Genomic DNA, 21,745 nt, shown 5'->3' on the forward strand with positions numbered 1-21,745 from the left:
TCAACTTCCATCGCCGGGGCGGATCGTCGCGGCGATCTCGTCCAGACTTCGCATGTAACCCTTCAGATCGAAGGCGCGCAGCAGGGCGCGCAACCGCTCGACAACGGGGAGGGCGCTGGCGTCCTCGGCCTCGATCTCGCGCAGCTTGGCTTCGATCCCGCGAATGTAACCGATCCGCCCCAATTGGCGCAGGTCGTCGATGTGTCGCGGCAATGATTTTGGCGACGGGGCGGGAGCGGGCGGGGCGCTCGGTTCGGGAGTGTGCGGAGGCGGCGGATCGGCGGCGTGGATCCATTCCAGCCCGGTCAGCGCCTGGATCTGGTCGAGCAGGGCGTGGATGTCGATGGGTTTGGCGACGAAGGCGTTGTGCGGCGCCCGCCCATCCCCCGGCCCCTGCGCCTCATAGGCGTTGGCCGACACCATGATGATGCGGATGCGGTCGCCGAACAGGCGGCGCAGGCCGTCGGCGACGTCCCAACCGCTTTCGCCGGGCATGGAGATGTCGAGCAGAGCGACGTCCGGCATGCATTGCGCCGCCAGCGCCAGACAAGCGGCGGCGTCCGACGCGGTGAACAGCACGAAGCCCAACGGTTTCAGAATGTCGGTCATCAGCGCCAGATGATCCTGGTCGTCGTCGGCCAGCAGCACCTTGATCGGCGGCCCGGCGAAACCGCAGACGGCGCGGCGGGCGGCCACCTCCCCCGGCCTGTGCATCGCTTCGGACAGCAGAAGCCGCACGGTGAAGGCGCTGCCCTGTCCCAGCGCGCTGCGCAACGCAAGGTCGCCGCCCATGATCCGGGTCAGCAGCCGGGTGATGGTCAGGCCCAGGCCGGTGCCGGGAATCGTCCGCACCGCGCCGCCATGCCCGCGCTCGAACGGTTCGAACACGCGGTCGAGATCCTCCGGTCGGATGCCGATGCCGCTGTCGGCGATCTCAAACTCGGCGGTCTGGCTGCGGTAGCGCACGGTCAGCGAAACATAGCCCTTTTCGGTGTATTTCACCGCGTTGGACAGCAGGTTGATGAGGATTTGCCGGAGGATCTTGCTGTCGCTGTGGACGTAGGTCGGCAAATGGCGCACCCGCTCATAGCGGAACTCAAGACCCTTGGCGGTGGCCTGGATGCGGAACATGTCGGCCAACTGGTCGAGGAACTCGATCAGGTTGATCTTGTCGCGGCTGAGCCGCCGCAGGCCCGATTCGATCTTGGAGATGTCCAGCAACCCGTCGATCAGGTTGGACAGATGCTCGGCGCTGCGGCGGATGACGCGGACGGCGTCCTCCGGGCGGGCGGTGGCGTTGCGCTCCAGCAATTGGGCGTAGCCGGATATCGCGTTCAACGGCGCGCGGATCTCGTGGCTGACGCCGATGATGTAGCGGCTTTTGGCGGCGTTGGCGGCCTCCGCCACCTCCTTGGCCTTTTGCAGGGCGGCGTCGGTGCGCTCGTGCGCGGCGATTTCGTCCATCAGCATGGCGGTCTGGCGCCCGGTTTCCTCCTCCGCCTTCTGGCGGCTTTCATGGGCCAGAACCAGCAGCCACGCGGCGACGCCGGACAGAATGAACAGGCAGACGAACACGCCGAACAGGGCGGTGTGGATGGCCGCGCGCTCGGCGGCGTCGGTGTTGGCGTATTGGAAGTCGATGACCAGCAGCACCCCGCCGATCACCAGGGTGAACAGCGTCATCACCCCGATGAAATGGCCGGTGCGGCTGTGCACCCCCGCCGCGATCCGGCGCGGCAAAACCCCTTGCAGGAAATGGGCGATCTGGTCGGCAAAGCGGCTGTTGGTCTTGCACAGATCGTGGCAACGCGCCTCCAACGTGCAGCAGAGCGAGCAGATTGGCGCGTCATAGGCCGGGCAATGGGCCATGTCGCGGCGCTCGAACGGGTTTTCGCAGATGGAGCAGCGGATCTCCGCCGTCCCCTCCGGCAGCCCGACGGCCGGGCGGGCGAGGTAATAGCGGCCTTGCGTCTTCCAAGCGATCAGCGGCGCGGCGGCGAAGGCGACGACCAGCCCCAGAAAAGGGGCCAGCGCCTGCGCCACCGGGCCGAGCAGCCCGAAAAAGGCGGTGGTCGAGCACAACACCGACAGCCCCATCGCCCCGACCCCCACCGGGTTGATGTCGTAGAGATGGGCGCGCTTGAACTCGATGTGACGGGGGCTGAAGCCCAGCGGCTTGTTGATCGCCAGATCGGCGGCGACGGCGCCCAGCCAGCCGACGGCGACGTTGGCGTAGAGGCCCAAAATGCTTTCGATCACGCTGAGAATGCCGATTTCCATCAGCAGCAGCGCCAGCAGCACGTTGAACACCAGCCAGACGACGCGGCCCGGATGGCTGCGGGTCAGGCGGGAAAAGAAATTCGACCAGGCGATGGACCCGGCGTAGGCGTTGGTGACGTTGATCTTCATCTGGCAGACGACGACGAAAATCCCAGTCAGCGCCAGCGCCACGCCGGGCGAGCCGAACAGGTCGAGAAAGGCCAGATGATACATCTGGGTCGGCTGCGCCGCGTCCTCCGCCGACAGGCCGTGTTTCATCGCCAGAAAGGCCAGCAGCGACCCGGCGACCAGCTTCAGGCTGCCGATCAGCACCCAGCCGGGGCCGCCGATCAGCAGGGCGCTCCACCAGCGCGCCCGCCCTACCCGCGCCACCGAGGGCAGGAAGCGCAGGTAATCGACCTGTTCGCCGATCTGCGGCAGCAGCGACAGCAGCACCGACGCCGCCATGCCGAAGGGCAGCAGCGCCAAACCGTCGCCGCCGCCCAGCGTGCCGGGAACCGCCATCCATTCGGCCAGCGTCGCCGGATCCAGCAGGGCCAGCGTGGCGAGCGGCGCGCATTGCAGGACGATCCAGATCGGTTGCGTCGCCACCTGCATCCGGCTGATGAAGCGGATGCCGTAGACCGCGATGGGAATCACCGCCAGCGAGCTGATGACGTGGGCGATCCAGGCCGGAATCCCCAGCACCATCTGAAGCCCGGCGGACATGATGCTGGCTTCGATGGAAAACAGGATGAAGGTGAAGGAGGCGTAGACCAGCGAGGTGATGGTCGATCCCAGATAACCGAACCCGGCCCCGCGCGCCAACAGGTCGATGTCCACCCCGGCCTTGGCCGCGTGGTAGGTGATCGGCAGGCCGACCAGAATGCTGAGGATCCCGACGGTGAGAATGGCCGCCATGGCGTTGGCGAAGCCGTAGGTCAGCGTCACCGCCGCGCCAATCGCCTCGCAGGCCAGAAAGGAAATCGCCCCCAGCGCCGTGTTGGCGACCCGCCACGCCGTCCAGCGCCGCGCCCGCTCCGCCGTGTAGCGCAGGGCGTAATCTTCCAGCGTCTGGTCGGCGGCGAGCTGGTTGTACTGCCGCCGTTCGCGAACAATTCGTTGCCGTGCGCTCATGCCCGCCTGTCGTCTGGATCGCCGCTGTCGCTTGCCGCCGCCCCTGGGGCTGACGGGCATGGTCGGAAGTTTGCCGCCGCTTGGCAAGCTGTGTCGCAGGCGGGGCGGGTGATGGTTGACAAAGACGCTCGGTCATCGCTAGCACTGGGCGGTCGCGCGGGCCATTCCGCCCGGTCGGCAATCATTGCGAAAGCGGTTCCATGCCTGTTGATCTTCTTGTTTGTGACACCTGCCGCCGCGAGGGCGATTCGCCCGACGCCACGCCCCGCGCGGGCGCGCAATTGGTTGCGTTGATGGAACGAGCCTTGGCGGACAACCCGGATTTGGCGGCCAAGGTCCGGCTGCGCCCGCAAAGCTGCCTGATGAGCTGCCGCCGCGCCTGTTCGGTCGCGGTGCGGTCGCCGGAGCGGATGAGCTATGTGCTGGGCGATTTCCCGCCCGACGACGGCACGGTCGAAACCCTGGTCAGCTATCTGCGCGCTTACGCCGAGACCACCAACGGAATCGTTCCGTTCAAGCAATGGCCGCAAGGTGTCAAGGGTCGTTTCGTTTCCAGAATGCCGCCCTTCACCGACGCGGCGGCGGATCAAAGCAAGACTTAGGTCTTTGTTCGCATCAGCACAAAGAGCCATTTGACAAGCGGGCGTTGCGGTCGTCATATTGTTGACGTCACGAACAAACGCGCGGAGGCTCCGGCCATGAAGATCGAACAGGATGTCCTGGCGTTCGCCACGTCCCTGCTCCAGACCGCCCGCGACGCGGAATGCCGGAATGGTTGGGAGTCGGGCGACCTGCTGCGCACCACCCTGCGTCTGCTGGTGGTGGCCGGGGCCGACAGCCATGGCTGGACCGCCGACGAGTTGGCCGACGAGGTCCGCGATCTGGTCGAGGCGGTGGATCTGCGCAACGCCAGCGCGGTGTCCGGGGCCTTCGACTGCCACGGGATGACGGCGACCCACTGACCAAGCCTCATGTCATCGTGCAGGCGCGTCAGGGCGCCTGCACGATGACGCCGTACCAGCCCAGCCCCTTGTAGGTTTCATACCCCGGCGTCAGCGCGTAGCCGATCAGCTTCCCGCGCGGGTCGGTGTAATGGCCCATGCTGCCGCCGTCGCGGCGCAGAGGCACGGTTTCGGTCAGAACGCCGTGACCATCCGACGACGCGATCACCCGATGGCGGGCGTCAAGCAGCAGGCAGCGCGAGCGTTCGCGCTCCTCCTCTTCCAACCGCACCCCTTGCACCACGGCGGCGGCCTGCGGTTCCCAATCAAAGAAGATGCCCAGCACGCCCAGAACCTCGCCGTTCGCTTCGCCGTCGCGGCGGATGGCGGTGGCGTAGGTGGCGACCACCCGGTCGTCGAGAATCTTGTTGCGGGTGACGTCGCCGACGATGAATTCCCCGCCGTTGCGGGTGGCCAACGCCTGCCGGAACCATGGCTCGTCCGCCACCGTCGCGGTTTGGGCGTTGCGGTAGCGGTCGGGGCGCCCGTTGGCGATCACCCGGCCATCGCGGTCGGCGATCCACAGATCCAGATAGACCGTGTAGGATTCCAGAATCACCCCCAGCCGCCGGGTGGCGTGACGGCGGGCGTCGTCGGTCGGGGCGGCGGCGCAATCGACCATGGCGCGGTCGGTCGCCCACCAGCGCACATCACACGAGCGCTCATACAGATTGCGGTCGATGATTTCGATCATGTTCAAGGACAGGTCGGCCAGCCGCTTGCCGTGCATCTCCTGCACGATGGCGCTGCCGGTCGTGGTCAGGTGATCGACGCGGGCGACGATTTCCGACCGCAATTCCTTGGTGATTCCGTTCACTTGGGTGGAGATTTCCGACACCTCGTTCGCCACCACGGCGAAGCCCCGGCCATTGTCGCCCGCCCGCGCCGCCTCGATCAGGGCGTTCATCGCCAGCATCTTCATGCGGCGGGTGATCTCCTCAATCCGCGACACCTTCTGCGACGCGACGTCCAACACGCCGCGCGACAGATCGAACAGGTTGTTGCCTGGGTTGGTCATGAGCGTCCCCTTGCCGTGTGTGATCCGTTGGGCGATGGCGAGCGTCAATTTTGCGGGTGGAGACTCCAGGCCGCCTCACGGCGGAACAGGCGCCGCGTGTCCTCTCGCAGAGCGTCCCAAGACAGCCCTTGCCAGCGCGGGGATTGCTGGCTGTAACGGGCGAACAGCAGCCGGGCGTCCCGGTCTTGCGTTGCTGCGTCGTTGTTCGTCATCGCCGCCTCCGGTGGAAAAGCAGGGCCGCCATGCTGCGATGCAACAACTGTGACGCCAATCTTCTTTCCAAATCGTTACCAGAGTATGACAGTTATAACGAATTCCAACGCCCTATATTTGTTGCAAATTTATTGCGGGATACATTGGATTTGAGCGAATTTTTCATGGAACGCGGCTGCGGCCGTGGCGGGCGATGTCCTGAAAAGACAACATCCCATGGCGCGCGTCTTGTTCCATGATGCTGGTCTTCGCTGCGCCCACGGGAGTCCGATCAATGGATGACAGCTTTTCAACCCGCGCCCTGACTCGTTTGACCTTCGGCCCCAAACCGGGGGAGGCCGAGGTGTTGCGACGCACAGGCCTGCCGCGCTGGCTGGACGAGCAACTGTCTCCCGCTGACGGGCAGGACGAGGCGTGCCAGCGGAGTTTGGACGCCTGTCGGCTGCGCATCAAATACGGCGCCGGAGACGGTTGGACGGCGGTGGAGGAGATGCGCCCATTGGCCAGCCTGACCAAGCCGATTGACGATCTGTGGCCGCTGTCCGACGGCAAAAAACCCTTCGCCGGACCGGAACGCCAATTCCCCCGCCTGGAGGTGACGGCGGCGACGCTGATTCGCGCCGTTCACAGCCGTTGGCAATTGCGCGAGGTGCTGGTCGATTTCTGGCACAATCATTTCAACGTGAACGCGGGCGAGCAGGCGGTGGCGGCGGCCTTGCCCAGCTACGACCGCGACGTGATCCGCCGCCACGCGCTGGGCAATTTTCGGGAGTTTCTAGAGGCGGTGGGCGGCAGCGGCGCGATGCTGGTCTATTTGAACAACCGCTCCTCCCGCGCCGGAAGCGCCAACGAGAATTACGCCCGCGAGCTGTTCGAACTGCATGGTTTGGGCCGCGACGCCTATCTGAACGCCCTTTACAACAAATGGCGCGAGGTGCCGGGGGCGCAGGCGGGCAACCCCGCTGGCTACATCGACCAGGACGTCTATGAAGCGGCCCGCGCCTTCACCGGCTGGGCGGTGGAGGATGGCGCGGGGTTGGGCGGCGAGCAACGCTTGCCCGCGACCGGACGCTTCGTCTATGTCGAAAGCTGGCACGACAATTACCAAAAACGCGTGTTGGGGCGGGAGTTCGACCCCTTCCAAGCGCCGATGGACGATGGGAAGCGGGTGTTGAGCCTGGTCGCCGATCACCCGGCGACGGCGCTGCACCTCTGCCGCAAGCTGTGCGCCCGGCTGCTGTCGGATGATCCGCCCGACTCTCTGGTGAAGGCCGCCGCGCAGGTCTGGACCGAGAATCGCCGCAAACCCGACCAGATCCGCCGGGTGGTCCGCGCCATCGCGCTGTCTCGTGAGTTTGCCGACAGTCAGGCCAGCAAGGTCAAACGCCCGTTGGAGCTGGTCGCCTCCTTCGCGCGGGCGACGGCGGTTGATTTCACCGCGACCAACGGCCTGATCGGCGAGTTGGACGGCAGCGGCCAGCGCTTGTTCGGTTGTCCGCCGCCCACCGGCTACCCGGATCGGAATGAGGCCTGGTTGGGCGCGGCGGCGATCCGCCGTCGTTGGACCCTGCTGCTCGGGTTGGCGGAAAATTGGTGGAAGACCGGGCCGCTCGATACCGGCCTTCCCTTTCCCGGGCCGGTGACGGCGCAAGAGGCGACGGATGGCTGGCAACGCGCGCTGCATGGGGCCGCGCCTGATCCCGCTGTCACGCAAGCGATCTTGATCGGCATGAAGCTCGACCCGGCGGCGACGCTGACGCCGGGCGCCAAGGATGGCGACGCCAAGCTGCGCCGCCTTGCCGCCTACGTCGCCATGGCGCCCCGGTTCCAGGCGCGTTGAAGGGAGACATTGACGATGACCCATCCATCCTTCGCCGTCACCCGTCGGCTGCTGCTGCAAGGCGGTCTCGCCACCGGGTTGAGTCTGATTCCGGGTCTGCCGCATGTGGCTTACGCCGCCGGTGGGGCCGCTTCCTCCGCCGCCGCTCCCGGGGCGGAAACCCTGGTTGTGGTGTTTCTGCGCGGCGGGGCCGACACGCTCAACCTTGTCGCGCCGGTCGATGATCCCGACTACCGCGCCGCCCGTCCGCCTGAATTGCGGGTGGCGGAGGACGGGCCGATGGCGGGCGTCCGGCTGGCCCAATCCCTGGCCTCCGGCATTGATTTCCGCTTGCATCCAGAGGCGGCGCCCCTGGCGGAGCTGTATCAGGGCGGGAATCTGGCGATCATCCACGCCGCCGGTCTTTCCGATGGCACGCGCAGCCATTTCGTGGCGCAGGATCTGATGGAGCGCGGCGTCGGCGGCGAAGCGGAGTTGAGCCGTGTCGGCACCGGCTGGGCTGCGCGCTGGCTGGCGGAGAATGGGGTTTCCGGCGTTGGGGCGATTTCCGCCGCGTCCAACACCCCGGCGGCCTTGATGGGCTATGGGTCGGCTCTGGCGGTCGCCGATCTGCGGTCCGGCTTGGCCCCTCCCGGCGGCGCGCAGGCCGCCGATGTGTTGGCCGGGCTGTTTCGTGGGGCTGATGGTCCCTATGCGAGCGCCGCCCGATCAGCGTTGAGCGGCCTGTCCACCATCGACGGCCAATTGCCCCGACTGCCCGATGGCAAGGTCGCGCCCTACGCCGCCGAGGGCGGGGCGGTTTACGAGGAGACGGAGGCCGGGCGCGGTCTGCAAACCGTGGCGCGCCTGCTGAAGATGGACATCGGGCTGCGGCTGGCCTGGGTCGACGTCGGCGGTTGGGACACCCATGAACATCAGCCCGGACGCTTTTCCAACGCGGTTCGTCAGTTGTCCCGCGCGCTGGCGGCCTTTTACGCCGACAGCCACCGCGACCATGGGCGCGTGACCATGGTGGTGCTCAGCGAGTTCGGGCGGCGGTTGCGCGGCAACAAGAGCCAGGGCACCGATCATGGCCATGGCGGCGCCATGCTGGTCTTGGGCGGTCGGGTGGCGGGTGGGCGGATGCTGGGCCAATGGCCCGGTTTGGCCAGCCACCAGCTTGATCGGGGTGTCGATCTGGCTGTCACCACCGATTACCGCGCCGTGTTGGCCGAACTGGTTGGCGCGTCGGTTTTCCCCAATTGGACCGCGCGGCGGTTGGGGATTCTGGCCTGATCGAGCGATGCCGAAAGATGGGACGCGCGCTGTTTGAAATTTCAACTCAGAAGTGTCTCTCTCTGAACAAATCTTTGATCGAACACGGATTTCCTTTGCTGGCCGCCGCTTTGCGTTGGCGAAGGCGCGCGCCGATGGTTAGTATCGCTTCACAGAATTGGGCTGTGGGGTTGAGATCGCTGTGGCGCGCATCATCGTGGTCGAAGACGAGGCCGACCTTCGCGACGATTTGGTGGACTATCTGAGCCGCTGCGGGTTCCATGTGTATGGAGCGTCCAGCGGGGAAGAGATGGACGCGCTTTTGAACAGCCATGGGGCGGACGTCATTGTCTTGGACGTCAACCTGCCCAACGAGGATGGTTTTTCCGTCGCCCAGCGCGTGCGCGCGGTTTCCCAGGCGGCCATCATCATGCTGACGGCGCGCTCGGGGTTGATCGACCGGGTGATTGGCCTGGAATTGGGGGCCGACGTCTATTTGGTGAAGCCCATCGATTTCCGTGAGGTCGAGGCGCAGATCAAGGCCCTGTTCCGCCGTCTGCAAAAAAACGCAAGCTCGGCGCCGCTGCCGCTGCGTCGCGCGCCTCCGGCGTCGTTGGACGACAGCAAGAAGAGCTGGCGGTTCGACGAAACGGAATGGCGGCTTCAGGCGCCCGGCGGGGCTGCGGTGTCGCTGACCGCCACGGAATACAAATTCCTTTGCTTGTTGGTTGTCGCGCCGGGCGAAGCGGTGACGCGCCAAGCCATCGCCATGGCGTTGACCGGACGGGATTGGGATCCCTACAGCCGCTCCATCGATTCGTTGGTCCGCCGCCTGCGCATCAAGGTGGAGGAGCACACGGGCGTGGCCTTGCCGGTTCAGGCGGTTCACGGCGTCGGTTACGCCTTTGTCGGCGCGGTCGTCAGCGGTCCGGATGGAAACGGGGCGGGGTGAGTTCCCCGCCCGCGTTCCTCATGCGGCTTTCAAGCGATCAAGCGCGAGCGCTCAGCCGCCAAACACATAAGCGGTCTTGATCGTCGTGTAGAAATCGCGCGCGTAGGCCCCCTGTTCGCGCGCGCCATAGCTCGATCCCTTACGCCCGCCGAACGGCGCGTGCGGATCGACCCCGGCGGTCGGCAGATTGACCATGACCATGCCCGCCTGCGCGTGGCGCTTGAAATGGGTGGCGTGCTTCAGCGAGTTGGTGCAGATGCCCGACGACAAGCCGAATTCGGTGTCGTTGGCGACCGAGAGAGCCTCGTCATAATCGCGAACGCGGATGACGGAGGCGACCGGGCCGAACACCTCTTCCCGGTTGATCCGCATGCTGTTGGCGGTGTCGGCGAACAGGGCAGGGGACAGGTAATAGCCGTCGGTCTCGCGGGTCAGCCGCTCGCCGCCCGTGACCAGCCGCGCGCCTTCATCCTTGGCGATGGCGATGTAGCGGAGATCCTGTTCAAGCTGATCCTGCGACACCACCGGGCCGATGGTCGTGCCGGGCTTCAACGCGTGATCGACCGACAGCGCGTTCATCTCCTCGGCCAGGGCGGCGACGAAGCGGTCATGGATGCCCTCCGTCACCACCAGACGGGAGGACGCTGTGCAGCGTTGCCCGGTGGAATAGAAGGCGCCGGTCAGCGCGGCGCCCACGGCGAGGCTGAGATCGGCGTCGTCCAGCACGACCAGCGGATTCTTGCCGCCCATCTCAAGCTGAAACTTCTTTCCCGTTTCAAAGGCGCGCGCGCCGATGCGCCGCCCGGTGGCGACCGATCCGGTGAAGCTGATGGCGTTGACCTTGGGCGACGACACGATGGCCTCGCCCACCACCGAACCGCGCCCCATGACCAGATTGAACACGCCCGCCGGAATCCCGGCCTTGAGCAGGATCTCGGCCAGCGCCCAGGACGACCCCGGCACCATGTCGGCGGGCTTCATCACCACGGTGTTGCCATAGGCCAGGGCCGGGGCGATTTTCCAGGCCGGAATGGCGCTGGGGAAATTCCACGGCGTGATGAGGCCGATGACGCCCAGCGGTTCGCGGGTGATGTCCACATCGACGCCGGGGCGGGTCGAATCCAGCCGTTCGCCGGACAGGCGCAGGGCCTCGCCCGCGAAATATTTGAAGATCTGCCCGGCGCGCGTGACCTCGCCGATGCCTTCGGGCAGGGGCTTGCCCTCTTCCCGCGACAGCAGGCGGCCCAACTCGTTCTTGTGGGCCAGAATCGCCGACCCGGCGGCGTCGAGGACGTCGCTGCGGTGTTGGGGCGAGGCGGCGGCCCAGGTGGGGAACGCCGCCGCCGCCGCGTCGATGGCGGCGGCGGTCTGCGCGGCGTCGGCCTGCGCGTACTCCCCGACCACGTCGGACAGGTCCGATGGGTTGATGTTGCGGCTGGCGGTGGTGGTGGCGACCCATTCGCCGCCGATGAGGTTCGCGTAAACGTCGGCCATTATCAGAGGCTTCCCTGCTGCGGTTCGGCGCCCGTCGCCTCCCGCGCGTCGGCGGGGGGCAGGGCGCGGGTGTAATTGGCGCTGACGAAGGTACCGCCCTGATGCGTCTCGTCCAGCATGTTCGGCATCGGATCTTGCATACCGGGCAGACCGGCGTAATCCTCGGCGTTGTCCTTGGGGTGGTAGCCAATGGTGTCCGCCGAACGGTCGCGCCACCAGCGCCGCTCATTGGCCGACACGCCATAGAAAATCGCCGCGCCCAGCCCCTCGGCCCGCAGGCAGCGGTCGATGAGATGGGCGAGGTCGTCGTGGCTGAGCCAGGTGCTGATGTGGCGCTTCTGGGTTGGCTTGACCTCGCAAGAGCCGATGCGCAGGCAGGCGCTTTCCAGCCCATGCTTGTCCCAATACATCCGGGCCAGCAACTCGCCATAGGCCTTGCTCAGCCCGTAATAGCTGTCGGGGCGGGGCGGGGCGGTTTCGTCGAGCGTGACGCTGCGCGGGTACATGCCGATGGCGTGGTTGGAGCTGGCGAAGATCACCCGGCGGTTGCCCGCCCGCCGCGCGCCCTCGAAGACGTTGTGGGCGCCCCGGATGTTGACGTCGAGGATGCGGTCAAAGGAATCCTCCGACGAGATCGCGCCCAGATGCAGCACCGCGTCCACGCCGTCGCAGGCGCGGAACACGGCGGCCTCGTCGGTCAATTCGGCCAGGACAAAATCGGCGTCGTCGGGCAGCCCCGGCGGGCGGACCCGGTCGCTGAAGCGCAGGCGGTGGCCCAGCGCGGTCAGGCGCGGGGTCAGCGCGGTGGCGACGGCGCCGCCGGCGCCGGTCATCAGAATGTGCATGGGCATCACCCTTTGTGCTGAAAACGGCCAACCGGGACGCCTTCGACCTCGGTTCGCATCATGAAAACCCCGCCCGACAGCGGATGGTCGGCCAAAACGGCGTCGGACAGGCCCTCGCGCAGGCTGGTGACGAACAGGGTGCGCAGGTCCGGGCCGCCAAAGGCGCACATGGTCGGGGCGGGAACGGGCAGGGGATAGCGGGCCAACAGCGCGCCGTCGGGGGAAAAGCGGTTCAGGCAACCCGCCGAGACGCCGCAACTCCAGTAACAGCCCTCCACATCGGTCGCCGCGCCGTCGGGGCGACCCTCCTCGTTGGTCAGGGTGGCGATGCGGGTCCGGTTGGCGATGGCCCCGGTGGCGGGGTCGAAATCCCAGCGGTCGATCCAGGGGCCGCGCGAATCGGAATGGAACATGGTCCGCCCGTCGGCGCTCCAGGCCAGCCCGTTGGACACCAGCAGGCCGTCGATCTTGCGCTCCGCCCGGCCATCGGGGGTGACGCGGTACAAGGCGGCGACCGGCTCCTTCACCGGGCGGTCGTCCATGCTGCCGACCCAAAAGGCCCCGTCGGGTCCGGCCTTCCCGTCGTTCAGCCGGTTGGTCGGCTGGTCCGGTTCGGGATCGACCAGCAGGCGCAAGGCCCCGCTGGTCAGCGACAGGATGTGAACGCCGTTGGGCAGGGCGACCGCCACGTCGCCGTTGCGGCACAGCGCGATGGAGCCGACGGCGCCCGGCAAAGGCCAGGACTGCACCGCTCCGCTGCCCAGATCGACGGCGGACAGCGCCCCCGCCAGAATGTCCACCCAGAACAGGCGGTTGCTGGCCGCGTCCCAGACCGGGCTTTCCCCGACGCGGGCGCGGGCGTCCACCAGACACTGCATCGGGCCAAGCATGGGCCGATCTCCCTCAAATTCCAAGGCGAGCGGCCCAGCCGCGCCCAATGGGCGGCATGGCGGAACGCTGCGTTGGCGGAAGAATCAATTTGCGGGCCTATGTTGTCAAACAAATTTATGGATTGACCAGTGAGCGCGACGTTTTTTGCGCCGCAACACAGGAAAATGGCGGGTTGTCGCGCTTTTAACTTGTCAGACAACAAGGATGTTGTCATACCTTTTAACGCTTTGGACGCTGCTTTCACGACGTCGCACGTAGGAGGATTGAGGTGAAGACGACTGCCGTCACGCGGGCCGATCTCGAACGGTCGGTCATTGCGGTGCCGCCCTTGGCGCGCAACGCCGATCTGTCGCTGAACGCGGACGAAAACCGCAAGCTGGTCCGCCATCTGGAACAGGGCGGCGTCTCCACCCTGCTCTATGGCGGCAACGCCAACCTCTACAACACCGGCGTCAGCGAGTTTCCCCATCTGCTGGCGATGCTGCGCGAGATCGCCGGCCCCGACACTTGGATGATCCCCTCGCTTGGCCCTGATTACGGCAAGGCGATGGATCAGGCGGCCATCCTGCGCGAGTTCGATTTCCCGACCGCGATGATGCTGCCGATGAGCTTCGGCGCGACCCCCGCCGGGGTGGCGACCGCCATCGCGCGGGTGGCCGAACGCGCCCAGCGCCCGCTGACCGCCTATGTGAAGTCCGACAATTACATCGCGCCGGACTCGCTGGCCGCGTTGATCCGCGACGGGGTGATTTGTTCGGTCAAATACGCGGTGGTGCGGGAAAACCCGGCGGAGGATTCCTATCTCAGCCGCATCCTTGACGCGGTGGACAAGTCTTACGTCGTCAGCGGCATCGGCGAGCGTCCGGTCTTGGACCATCTGCCGAAGTTCGGCCTGACCGGCTTCACCTCCGGCTCGATCTGCGTCGCCCCCAACCTGTCGATGGCGATCCTGCGGGCGCTGAAATCCGGCGACGTCGCCCGCGCGGCGACCTTGCGCGAGCATTTCCTGCCCCTGGAAGATTTGCGCGACGGCTCGTCGCCGATCCGCGTTCTGCACGAAGCGGTGACGCTGTCCGGCGTGGCCGACATGGGGCCGATGCTGCCAATGTTCTCCAACATCACCGACCCGGCGTTGCTGGAGCAGATCCGCGTCGCCGCGCACACCCTGCTGGCCGCCGACCGCGCCTTCGCGGGCTGACGCAGGAACAGACGGGAGCGGTCGCGCCCTGGTCGCGCCCCGGTCGTTGGTCATAGCCGCTCGACTCCCGTGCCGCCTTCGGCGATGGTAACGCCCGCAAGGATGGACACGAGAGCATCATGACCGACAGCACCGGAACGACCGCCCCCGCCCCCACCGCTGACCTGGACGGCGCCGCCGCGCCTGACCGCAGCGGCCTGTATCTGGTGGACGGCTCGGGCTTCATCTTCCGGGCGTTCCACGCCTTGCCGATGATGACGCGGCCCGACGGCACGCCGGTCAACGCGGTGCTCGGTTTCTCCAACATGCTGCTGAAGCTGCTGGCCGACGTGAAGGCGGAGGCGGTGGCCGTGGTGTTCGACAGCGCCCGGCTGAACTTCCGCAACGAGTTCTACCCCGATTACAAGGCCCACCGGCCCGAAACGCCGGAGGAGCTGAAGCCCCAATTCGCCTTGATCCGCGAGGCGACCGACGCCTTTTGCCTGCCCAGCCTGGAGCTGGACGGCTATGAGGCCGATGATTTGATCGCCACCTACGCCCGTTTGGCGCAGGAGGCCGGGCGTCCCGTCACCATCGTGTCGTCGGACAAGGATCTGATGCAGCTCGTCGGGCCGGGCGTCGCCATGTACGACCCGATGAAGAACAAGCACATCGGCCCCGACGAGGTGTTCGAGAAGTTCGGTGTTCAACCCGACAAGGTGGTGGACGTTCAGGCGCTGGCCGGGGACAGCGTGGACAATGTGCCGGGCGTTCCCGGCATCGGCGTGAAGACCGCCGCCCAGCTCATCACCGAATATGGCGACCTCGACACGCTGCTGGCCAACGCCGAGAAGATCAAGCAGCCCGCCCGCCGCCAGAAGCTGATTGAGTTCGCCGACCAAGCCCGCGTGTCGCGCCGTCTGGTCCAGTTGGAGGCCAACGCGCCGCAGCCCAAACCGCTGGAGGATCTGCGCGTCCGCGAACCCGACCATCGTCGGCTCATCGACTTCCTCAAGGCTCAGGGCTTCCGCAGCATCGTCGCCCGCGTCGAGATGGAGATGAAGCGCGACGGGCGCATCGCCGACGCCGGTCTTCCGGCCTCGCCCGCCACCCCCGGCGCGGTGGATGCCGATGGGGTGGTCGCTCCGCAGCCGACGGCGACGGTCGAAAAGCGCTATGAATTGGTCCAGGATCTGGCGGCGCTGGAGGTCTGGGTGCGGCGGGCGCAAGCCAGCGGCGTCATCGCCGTGGACACCGAAACCAACAGCCTGACCCCGGCCACCGCGACTCTGGTCGGCGTTTCGCTGTCCACCGCGCCGGGACTGGCCTGCTACATCCCGCTCGCCCATGGCAGCGCGGCGGCCGCCGCCGGTCAGCTTGATTTCGACGCCCCGCCGCCGCCCAAGCAAATCCCGACCGCCGACCTGATGGCGGCGTTGAAGGGCATGCTGGAGGATCCGGCGATCCTCAAGGTCGGCCACAATTTCAAATTCGACCATCAATTGTTCGCCCGGAACGGCGTGACCGTCTCGCCGATCGACGACAGCATGTTGATCTCCTACGCGCTTGACGGCGGCGCGCACGGCCATGGCATGGACGAGTTGGCGGAACTGCACCTCGCCTACACGCCGATTTCCTTCAAGGAGGTCTGCGGGACCGGCAAAACCCAGATCACCTTCGATCAGGTGCCGCTCGACAAGGCGCTCGACTACGCGGCGGAGGACGCCGACATCACGCTGCGGCTGTGGACCCTGCTGAAGCCCCGGCTGGTCGAAGCGCGGATGGTCACGGTTTATGAGACGCTCGACCGTCCGCTGGTGCCGATCATCGCCGACATGGAACGGGCGGGCGTGCGGCTGGATCAGGACGCGCTGAAACGCCTGTCGCAGGATCTGGCGGTGCGGCTGGTCGAGATTGAAAAGGACGTCCACCAGCTCGCCGGGCAGAGCTTCAACATCGGCTCGCCCAAGCAGCTTGGTGAAATCCTGTTCGACGTGATGAAGCTTGGCGCTGGCAAAAAGGGCAAGACCGGGGCCTATTCCACCGATTCCAGCGTGCTGGAGGAGCTGGCCGAGCAGGGCCACAGCATCGCCCAGCGCGTGCTGGATTGGCGGCAACTCGCCAAGCTGAAAAGCACCTACACCGACGCCTTGCAGGAAAAGATCGAGGCGCTGACGGGCCGCGTCCACACCGCCTTCGCGCTGGCGGCGACCAACACCGGGCGCCTGTCCTCGACCGACCCCAACCTGCAAAACATCCCGATCCGCACCGAGGAAGGGAAAAAGATCCGGCGCGCCTTCATCGCCGCGCCCGGCAACCGGCTCATCAGCGTCGATTACTCGCAGATCGAATTGCGGCTGGTCGCTGAAATGGCCAACATCCAGGCGTTGAAGGACGCCTTCCGCGATGGGCTGGACATTCACGCGGCGACGGCGGCCCAGGTGTTTGGCGTGCCGCTCGACCAGATGACCCCGGACATCCGCCGCAAGGCCAAGGCGATCAATTTCGGCATCATCTACGGCATTTCCGGCTTCGGCCTCAGCCGTCAGCTTGGCATCACGCCGGGCGAGGCGAACAGCTTCATCAAGACCTATCTGGAGCGTTTCCACGAGTTGAAGGTCTGGATGGAGGCGACCAAGAGCTTCGCCCGCGACCATGGCTATGTCGAAACCCTGTTCGGGCGGCGCTGCTACATGCCGGGCATTCAGGACAAGAACCCGGCCCGCCGGGCCTTCGCCGAACGGCAAGCGATCAACGCGCCGATCCAAGGCACCGCCGCCGACATCATGAAGCGGGCGATGAACCGGGTTCCCGCCGCGCTGGCGGCGGCGGGCAGCCACGCGCAAATGCTGTTGCAGGTGCACGACGAATTGCTGTTCGAAGTCCCGGAGGCCGAAGCCGAACAGGCCGCCGCCCTGGTGCGCGCGGTCATGGAGGGCGCGGCCAGCTTCAGCGTTCCCCTGGTGGCCGAGGCGGGCATCGGAAGCAATTGGGGCGAGGCGCACTGAACGGCTTTTTATCGGCGACGCAAGGGCCGTTTGGGCGGGCGGTCTCATACTTTTTGCGCTGCGACATTCTGTTGACCACGCGAAGCGGATTACGCAATAACTTTGCGCAAAGGCTCCCACAGAGGGGCCTGCGAACCGAGCGCACAAGAGAATGGGACACGCAACGAGATGAGCACCTGGATCCGTCGCGGCGGCCTGGACGTCGCCCAAGCCCTGAATGATTTCATCGAGACCGAGGCGCTGCCCGGAACCGGGATCGACTCCGGCGCCTTCTGGGCCGGGGTGGACACGCTGCTGCATGATCTGGCCCCGCGCAACCGCGCGCTGCTGGCCACGCGCGACGCCATCCAGGCCAAGATCGACGCCTGGCACGTCGCCCGTCGCGGTCAGACGCTCGACGCCGCCGAGTATGAGTCCTTCCTGCGCGAGATCGGCTATCTGGTCCCCGAAGGGCCGGATTTCACCATCGACACCGCCAACGTCGATGACGAAATCGCCCGGCTGGCCGGGCCGCAGTTGGTGGTTCCCATCACCAACGCCCGCTACGCGCTGAACGCCGCCAACGCCCGTTGGGGCAGCCTGTACGACGCGCTCTATGGCACCGACGCCATTCCTGGCAAGGCGGCGGCGGGCGGCTATGACGCCGAACGCGGGGCCGACGTGATCGCCTGGGCGCGCCGCTTCCTGGACGACGCCGTGCCGTTGGCCGAGGATTCGCACGCCGACGTCAGCGCCTACGCCATCGTGGACGGCGCGCTGGTCGCCACGCTGAAGGATCACCGCACGGTTGGTCTGAAGGATCCCGCCGCGCTGGTCGGCTGGCAGGGCGACGCGGCGTCGCCCTCGTCGATCCTGCTGGTGCAGAACGGCACCCACATCGACATCCGCATCGACCGCAACCACCTGATCGGCAAGACCGATCCGGCGGGCGTCGCCGATGTCGTGCTGGAGGCCGCCCTCTCGACCATCCAGGATTGCGAGGATTCCGTCGCCGCCGTGGATGCCGAGGACAAGGTCGGCGCCTACCGCAACTGGCTGGGCCTGATGAAGGGCACGCTGGAGGCCAGCTTCGACAAGGGCGCCAAGACGGTGGTCCGGTCGCTGAACCCGGACCGCGTCTACAGCACGGCGACCGGCACGCGGACCCTGCATGGCCGCAGCCTGCTGCTGATCCGCAACGTCGGCCATCTGATGACCAACGACGCGGTCAAGCTGTCGGACGGAAGCGAGGCGCCGGAAGGCATCCTCGACGGCATTTTCACCTCGCTGATCGCGCTGCACGATCTGAAGGGAACGGGCAAACTGCGCAACAGCCGGGCCGGTTCGGTCTACATCGTCAAGCCGAAGATGCACGGGCCGGAGGAGGTCGCCTTCACCAGCGAGCTGTTCGGGCGCGTCGAGGATCTGCTCGGCCTGACCCGCTTCACGCTGAAAATCGGCATCATGGACGAGGAGCGGCGCACCACCGTCAACCTCAAGGAATGCATCCGCGCCGCCAAGGATCGGGTCGTTTTCATCAACACCGGCTTCCTCGACCGCACCGGCGACGAGATCCACACCTCGATGGAGGCCGGTCCCGTCGTCCGCAAGGCGGCGATGAAGGCCGCCAAGTGGATTGGGGCCTATGAGGACAACAACGTCGATGTCGGCTTGCGGGCTGGTCTGAAGGGCCGCGCGCAGATCGGCAAGGGCATGTGGGCGATGCCCGACCTGATGGCCGACATGCTGGTCGCCAAGATCGGCCATCCCAAGGCGGGGGCCAACACCGCCTGGGTGCCGTCGCCGACCGCCGCCATCCTGCACGCCACCCATTACCACGCGGTCAACGTCGCCTCGGTGCAGGACCAGCTTGCCGCCCGGCAGGCCGCCGCCCTGTCCGACATCCTGACCTTGCCGCTGGCCGACCGCCCCAACTGGTCGGAAGAGGAAATCCGTCAGGAGCTGGACAACAACGCCCAGGGCATTCTGGGCTACGTCGTCCGTTGGGTCGATCAGGGCGTCGGCTGCTCCAAGGTGCCGGACATCCACAATGTCGGGCTGATGGAAGACCGCGCCACCCTGCGCATCTCCAGCCAGCACATCGCCAACTGGCTGCATCACGGAATCTGCACTGAAGCCCAGGTGATGGAGACGATGAAGCGCATGGCCGCCGTGGTCGATGGCCAGAACGCCGGTGATCCGCTCTACACCCCGATGGCCGGGAATTTCGAGACCAGCGTCGCCTTCCAGGCGGCGTGCGACCTCGTGTTCAAGGGCCGCGTCCAACCGAACGGCTACACCGAGCCGGTCCTGCACGCCCGCCGCCGTCAGGTGAAAGCGGCGGCGTCAGCGGCGTAAGTTTCGTCTGTTTAGCATGATGTGGGACGCCCCTGTTCTTTGGAAGAAGAGCAGGGGCGTTCCTGTTTTTGGTGGCTCTGACGTATGGAGCGGCGGGGGCTGAAGCGGCTTCAAAGTTTGTCGGGGGGCAACATTTCAGGTGGCGTTGGCGTTACAGGGCCGACGTTCACACGCGGCGTCAGTTTCCCGGCTTTGCCGTCTTCAACAAAGGCGGCGCGGCGTTGGGTTTGCATGCTGCGCAATGTGGCGTAATAATCAACCGAGTTCTTTTCCAATCCATCGGTCAAGCTCAACGTTTCTGCCCTCTGGTCCACAACACCGACGCCCATGCTGGCCATCTGAACGGTCTGCAATGCGTTTCCGGGCACAAAGCCGAGCGGGTTTACGAAAAATCCGGCCACCATGCCAGCGGCGTCACGCGTGTTTGATGGACCGAACAGTGGCATTTGAACGCTTGGTCCTGGTCCCATCTCCCACACCCCAAAGGTTTGTCCAAGATCGGCGCTGTGATGAGGAAGATCCCAATCGGTCGCCACATCGAACAAGCCAGCACCACCGACTGTGGTGTTCACGGCAAAACGCTGTGTTGTGTTCCAAGCGCGGGTGAAGTTTGCCTGTAGCAAGTCATTCACCAAAACGCTTGGCTCCTTCAGATTGAGGCTGAAATTGCGAAAGCGTTTGCGGACATCGTTTGGAACATAATCCTGGTAGACTTCGGCTACGGGGCGCAACGCATTGCGGTCGACCCATTGGTTGGCGGAGAACACGGTTCGGTTGATTGGTTCAGCGGGATCATTTGCTTCATTGTAGGCGGCTAGAGCGGCCGGTTCAGTCGGGACTTGAGCGCAAGCGGCAAGGACCAAAAGCGATAGGAGCGTGGCGCTTCGGGGGATGTAGGCGGTCGCCGACAACAGCTTTGCTGTTGACGAAGAATCGCTGAAGATCCGTGGTTTCATTGGGAAATTCCTTTTCAACATGGGGCTTTGCGCAACTGGGTTTGTTTTGGTGTCGCCAACAGCGTCATCACAGACATGCCGACGAACGTATCGCGGACAAAAATAAAACGCAACGGTATCGTTTTGTTAATTGGGCTCGATATGCTCCCATGCTAAAAAGCAAGATGGAGAAGTCTGCCGGGCCGATATTCTGGAGCCGACCATGTTAGAGAGCAGCGATGAAGCAAGATAAGAAAGCGCGATCAGAAGATTTAGAGGGATCAAAGCGGCCCCATGGGGGACGGCCAACGCTCAAGGAGGCTGAGCAATTGCATGGCCGTATTCTTGATGTCGCCACCGAATTGTTCACGAAACATGGGTACGGCGAAACCAGCATTGAGGCCATCGCAGCAAGCGCGGGCATTGGAAAGCTGACTCTTTACCGTCGCTTTGGAGATAAGGACGCGCTGTTTCAGGCTGTGGCGCTTCGCATGAGTGAACAAAGCCGTTCCGCGATGGCGGCGATTGGCGAGAACAATCAAAACCCTTCGGACGCGCTTACGGAGGCAGGAAGCTTCCTGCTGAACGTTGTGCTTTCACCGCAGTCCGTCGCATTTCATCGCATTGTGTTTTCCGAGGCGGCTCGTCTGCCCGAATTGTGCGCGAGCATGCACCAGGACGCCCCTTCTGACCGGGGCCACCCCATCCGCCGCATCATCCTTCGTTTCGCGGAACAAGGGGTGTTGGACATCAATGATGTCGATTTCCTCACCCATCAATTTGTTCAAGCGGTGATCGGCAATCCGCTTCGCAAGGCTCTGCTCGGAGGGCCACCGATGAGCGCACAGGCTCGGCAGGACCATGTTCGCAAGACCGTCGCGCTGTTTTTGCGTGGTGCTGTCAGAGACTGAGCCGCTTGCTGCGGCAGATCAAAACATAGGACGGCGAGCGCAACCCTCTCATCAAAACCCAGCGATGACCCGATCCGCCGTCGCCTCGTTCAGCGCGGTTGGGATGTTGTAGAGCGCGGTCAGGCGGATCAGGGCCTTCACGTCCACGTCGTGCGGCATCGGGGTCAGCGGGTCGATGAAGAAGAACATGGCGTGGATGTTGCCCTCACAGATCATCGCGCCGATCTGCTGATCGCCGCCCAAGGGGCCGCTTTTCAACGGGGTCAGATTCAACTCCGGGCAGGCTTCTTTGATGAGGCCGCCGGTGGTGCCCGTGGCGAACAGGGTGTGCGGCTGCAAGGCCAGCCGGTGACGGACCACCCACTCGACGAATTGCGGCTTCAGACGGTCGTGGGAAATCAAGGCAGCCTGCACGGCGGGAATCCTCCAGCGAAAAACCGCGACAAACTACCGCATTCGGCAAGGAATGAGAA

General features: G+C 65.5%; 17 protein-coding genes. 9 read left to right on the top strand and 8 right to left on the bottom strand.

The window, feature by feature from the left end:
• Entirely contained in the window at nt 1-3,396 is a 3,396-nt protein-coding gene (locus tag D3877_RS25840) for a hybrid sensor histidine kinase/response regulator (protein WP_119833688.1), read from the bottom strand.
• 200 nt (nt 3,397-3,596) lie between these two features.
• Between D3877_RS25840 and D3877_RS25845 the strand changes: the two genes are divergently transcribed.
• Nucleotides 3,597-3,998, top strand: coding sequence for a DUF1636 family protein (locus tag D3877_RS25845; RefSeq protein WP_119833689.1), 402 nt, complete (start codon nt 3,597-3,599; stop codon nt 3,996-3,998).
• A 96-nt stretch (nt 3,999-4,094) separates the two neighbouring features.
• Nucleotides 4,095-4,358: a hypothetical protein gene (locus tag D3877_RS25850; protein WP_199720994.1), complete on the top strand. Its 264-nt coding sequence runs from the start codon at nt 4,095-4,097 to the stop codon at nt 4,356-4,358.
• Nucleotides 4,359-4,386: 28 nt separating this feature from the next.
• On the opposite strand, the gene D3877_RS25855 is transcribed toward D3877_RS25850, so the two are convergent.
• Both D3877_RS25855 and D3877_RS30035 read right to left on the bottom strand, forming a co-directional pair.
• The gene (locus D3877_RS25855; RefSeq protein WP_119833690.1) at nt 4,387-5,415 is read right to left on the bottom strand and encodes a methyl-accepting chemotaxis protein; all 1,029 of its coding nucleotides are present in this window, start codon (nt 5,413-5,415) and stop codon (nt 4,387-4,389) included.
• Nucleotides 5,416-5,459: 44 nt separating this feature from the next.
• Nucleotides 5,460-5,627, bottom strand: coding sequence for a hypothetical protein (locus D3877_RS30035; protein ID WP_158600011.1), 168 nt, complete (start codon nt 5,625-5,627; stop codon nt 5,460-5,462).
• 275 nt (nt 5,628-5,902) lie between these two features.
• On the opposite strand from D3877_RS30035, the gene D3877_RS25860 reads away from it, so the two are divergent.
• From D3877_RS25860 to D3877_RS25870, 3 genes are all read left to right on the top strand, one after another.
• On the top strand, nt 5,903-7,468 hold the full coding sequence (locus D3877_RS25860) for a DUF1800 domain-containing protein (protein ID WP_238475090.1): 1,566 nt from the start codon (nt 5,903-5,905) through the stop codon (nt 7,466-7,468).
• Nucleotides 7,469-7,483: 15 nt separating this feature from the next.
• The gene (locus D3877_RS25865; protein WP_119833691.1) at nt 7,484-8,743 is read left to right on the top strand and encodes a DUF1501 domain-containing protein; all 1,260 of its coding nucleotides are present in this window, start codon (nt 7,484-7,486) and stop codon (nt 8,741-8,743) included.
• A 181-nt stretch (nt 8,744-8,924) separates the two neighbouring features.
• Complete coding sequence (locus D3877_RS25870; RefSeq protein WP_119833692.1) at nt 8,925-9,674, top strand: response regulator transcription factor; 750 nt, start codon at nt 8,925-8,927, stop codon at nt 9,672-9,674.
• A gap of 51 nt (nt 9,675-9,725) precedes the next feature.
• Here D3877_RS25870 and D3877_RS25875 read toward each other — a convergent pair whose 3' ends face one another.
• Genes D3877_RS25875 through D3877_RS25885 form a run of 3 tightly spaced genes read right to left on the bottom strand, consistent with a single transcriptional unit; the run spans nt 9,726 to nt 12,903 of the window.
• Nucleotides 9,726-11,168, bottom strand: coding sequence for an aldehyde dehydrogenase family protein (locus tag D3877_RS25875; protein ID WP_119833693.1), 1,443 nt, complete (start codon nt 11,166-11,168; stop codon nt 9,726-9,728).
• 2 nt (nt 11,169-11,170) lie between these two features.
• A complete protein-coding gene (locus tag D3877_RS25880) occupies nt 11,171-12,013 on the bottom strand; it encodes an NAD-dependent epimerase/dehydratase family protein (RefSeq protein WP_119834036.1) in 843 nt (280 codons plus the stop codon).
• A gap of 5 nt (nt 12,014-12,018) precedes the next feature.
• The gene (locus D3877_RS25885; protein WP_119834037.1) at nt 12,019-12,903 is read right to left on the bottom strand and encodes an SMP-30/gluconolactonase/LRE family protein; all 885 of its coding nucleotides are present in this window, start codon (nt 12,901-12,903) and stop codon (nt 12,019-12,021) included.
• 269 nt (nt 12,904-13,172) lie between these two features.
• Between D3877_RS25885 and D3877_RS25890 the strand changes: the two genes are divergently transcribed.
• The 3 genes from D3877_RS25890 to D3877_RS25900 all read left to right on the top strand — a co-directional run bounded on the left by D3877_RS25890 (nt 13,173) and on the right by D3877_RS25900 (nt 19,426).
• Nucleotides 13,173-14,102 carry a dihydrodipicolinate synthase family protein gene (locus D3877_RS25890; RefSeq protein WP_119833694.1) on the top strand — a complete coding sequence of 310 codons (930 nt, stop codon included), beginning with the start codon at nt 13,173-13,175 and terminating at the stop codon, nt 14,100-14,102.
• 119 nt (nt 14,103-14,221) lie between these two features.
• Nucleotides 14,222-17,089: a DNA polymerase I gene (gene polA / locus D3877_RS25895; protein ID WP_119833695.1), complete on the top strand. Its 2,868-nt coding sequence runs from the start codon at nt 14,222-14,224 to the stop codon at nt 17,087-17,089.
• Nucleotides 17,090-17,257: 168 nt separating this feature from the next.
• Nucleotides 17,258-19,426 (top strand): malate synthase G, encoded by a 2,169-nt coding sequence (locus D3877_RS25900; protein WP_119833696.1) that lies wholly within the window; start codon nt 17,258-17,260, stop codon nt 19,424-19,426.
• Nucleotides 19,427-19,536: 110 nt separating this feature from the next.
• Here D3877_RS25900 and D3877_RS25905 read toward each other — a convergent pair whose 3' ends face one another.
• Nucleotides 19,537-20,382, bottom strand: coding sequence for an MlaA family lipoprotein (locus D3877_RS25905; RefSeq protein WP_158600012.1), 846 nt, complete (start codon nt 20,380-20,382; stop codon nt 19,537-19,539).
• Nucleotides 20,383-20,600: 218 nt separating this feature from the next.
• Here D3877_RS25905 and D3877_RS25910 point away from each other — a divergent pair, with 218 nt between their 5' ends.
• Nucleotides 20,601-21,272 (top strand): TetR/AcrR family transcriptional regulator, encoded by a 672-nt coding sequence (locus tag D3877_RS25910; protein ID WP_119833698.1) that lies wholly within the window; start codon nt 20,601-20,603, stop codon nt 21,270-21,272.
• Nucleotides 21,273-21,323: 51 nt separating this feature from the next.
• Here the strand turns inward: D3877_RS25910 and D3877_RS25915 are convergent, their stop codons facing one another.
• Entirely contained in the window at nt 21,324-21,686 is a 363-nt protein-coding gene (locus tag D3877_RS25915; protein WP_238475091.1) for a methylglyoxal synthase, read from the bottom strand.
• Nucleotides 21,687-21,745: the final 59 nt, after the last annotated feature.

The organism is Azospirillum cavernae, assembly GCF_003590795.1.
GTDB classification, from domain to species: domain Bacteria; phylum Pseudomonadota; class Alphaproteobacteria; order Azospirillales; family Azospirillaceae; genus Azospirillum; species Azospirillum cavernae.

Coding starts and splice junctions, on each gene's coding strand:
- D3877_RS25910 (WP_119833698.1), top strand. CDS start 20,601: ATGAAGCAAGATAAGAAAGCGCGATCAGAAGATTTAGAGGGATCAAAG.
- D3877_RS25865 (WP_119833691.1), top strand. CDS start 7,484: ATGACCCATCCATCCTTCGCCGTCACCCGTCGGCTGCTGCTGCAAGGC.
- polA (WP_119833695.1), top strand. CDS start 14,222: ATGACCGACAGCACCGGAACGACCGCCCCCGCCCCCACCGCTGACCTG.
- D3877_RS25905 (WP_158600012.1), bottom strand. CDS start 20,382: ATGAAACCACGGATCTTCAGCGATTCTTCGTCAACAGCAAAGCTGTTG.
- D3877_RS25900 (WP_119833696.1), top strand. CDS start 17,258: ATGAGCACCTGGATCCGTCGCGGCGGCCTGGACGTCGCCCAAGCCCTG.
- D3877_RS25845 (WP_119833689.1), top strand. CDS start 3,597: ATGCCTGTTGATCTTCTTGTTTGTGACACCTGCCGCCGCGAGGGCGAT.
- D3877_RS25860 (WP_238475090.1), top strand. CDS start 5,903: ATGGATGACAGCTTTTCAACCCGCGCCCTGACTCGTTTGACCTTCGGC.
- D3877_RS25880 (WP_119834036.1), bottom strand. CDS start 12,013: ATGCACATTCTGATGACCGGCGCCGGCGGCGCCGTCGCCACCGCGCTG.
- D3877_RS25840 (WP_119833688.1), bottom strand. CDS start 3,396: ATGAGCGCACGGCAACGAATTGTTCGCGAACGGCGGCAGTACAACCAG.
- D3877_RS25850 (WP_199720994.1), top strand. CDS start 4,095: ATGAAGATCGAACAGGATGTCCTGGCGTTCGCCACGTCCCTGCTCCAG.
- D3877_RS25885 (WP_119834037.1), bottom strand. CDS start 12,903: ATGCTTGGCCCGATGCAGTGTCTGGTGGACGCCCGCGCCCGCGTCGGG.
- D3877_RS30035 (WP_158600011.1), bottom strand. CDS start 5,627: ATGACGAACAACGACGCAGCAACGCAAGACCGGGACGCCCGGCTGCTG.
- D3877_RS25855 (WP_119833690.1), bottom strand. CDS start 5,415: ATGACCAACCCAGGCAACAACCTGTTCGATCTGTCGCGCGGCGTGTTG.
- D3877_RS25875 (WP_119833693.1), bottom strand. CDS start 11,168: ATGGCCGACGTTTACGCGAACCTCATCGGCGGCGAATGGGTCGCCACC.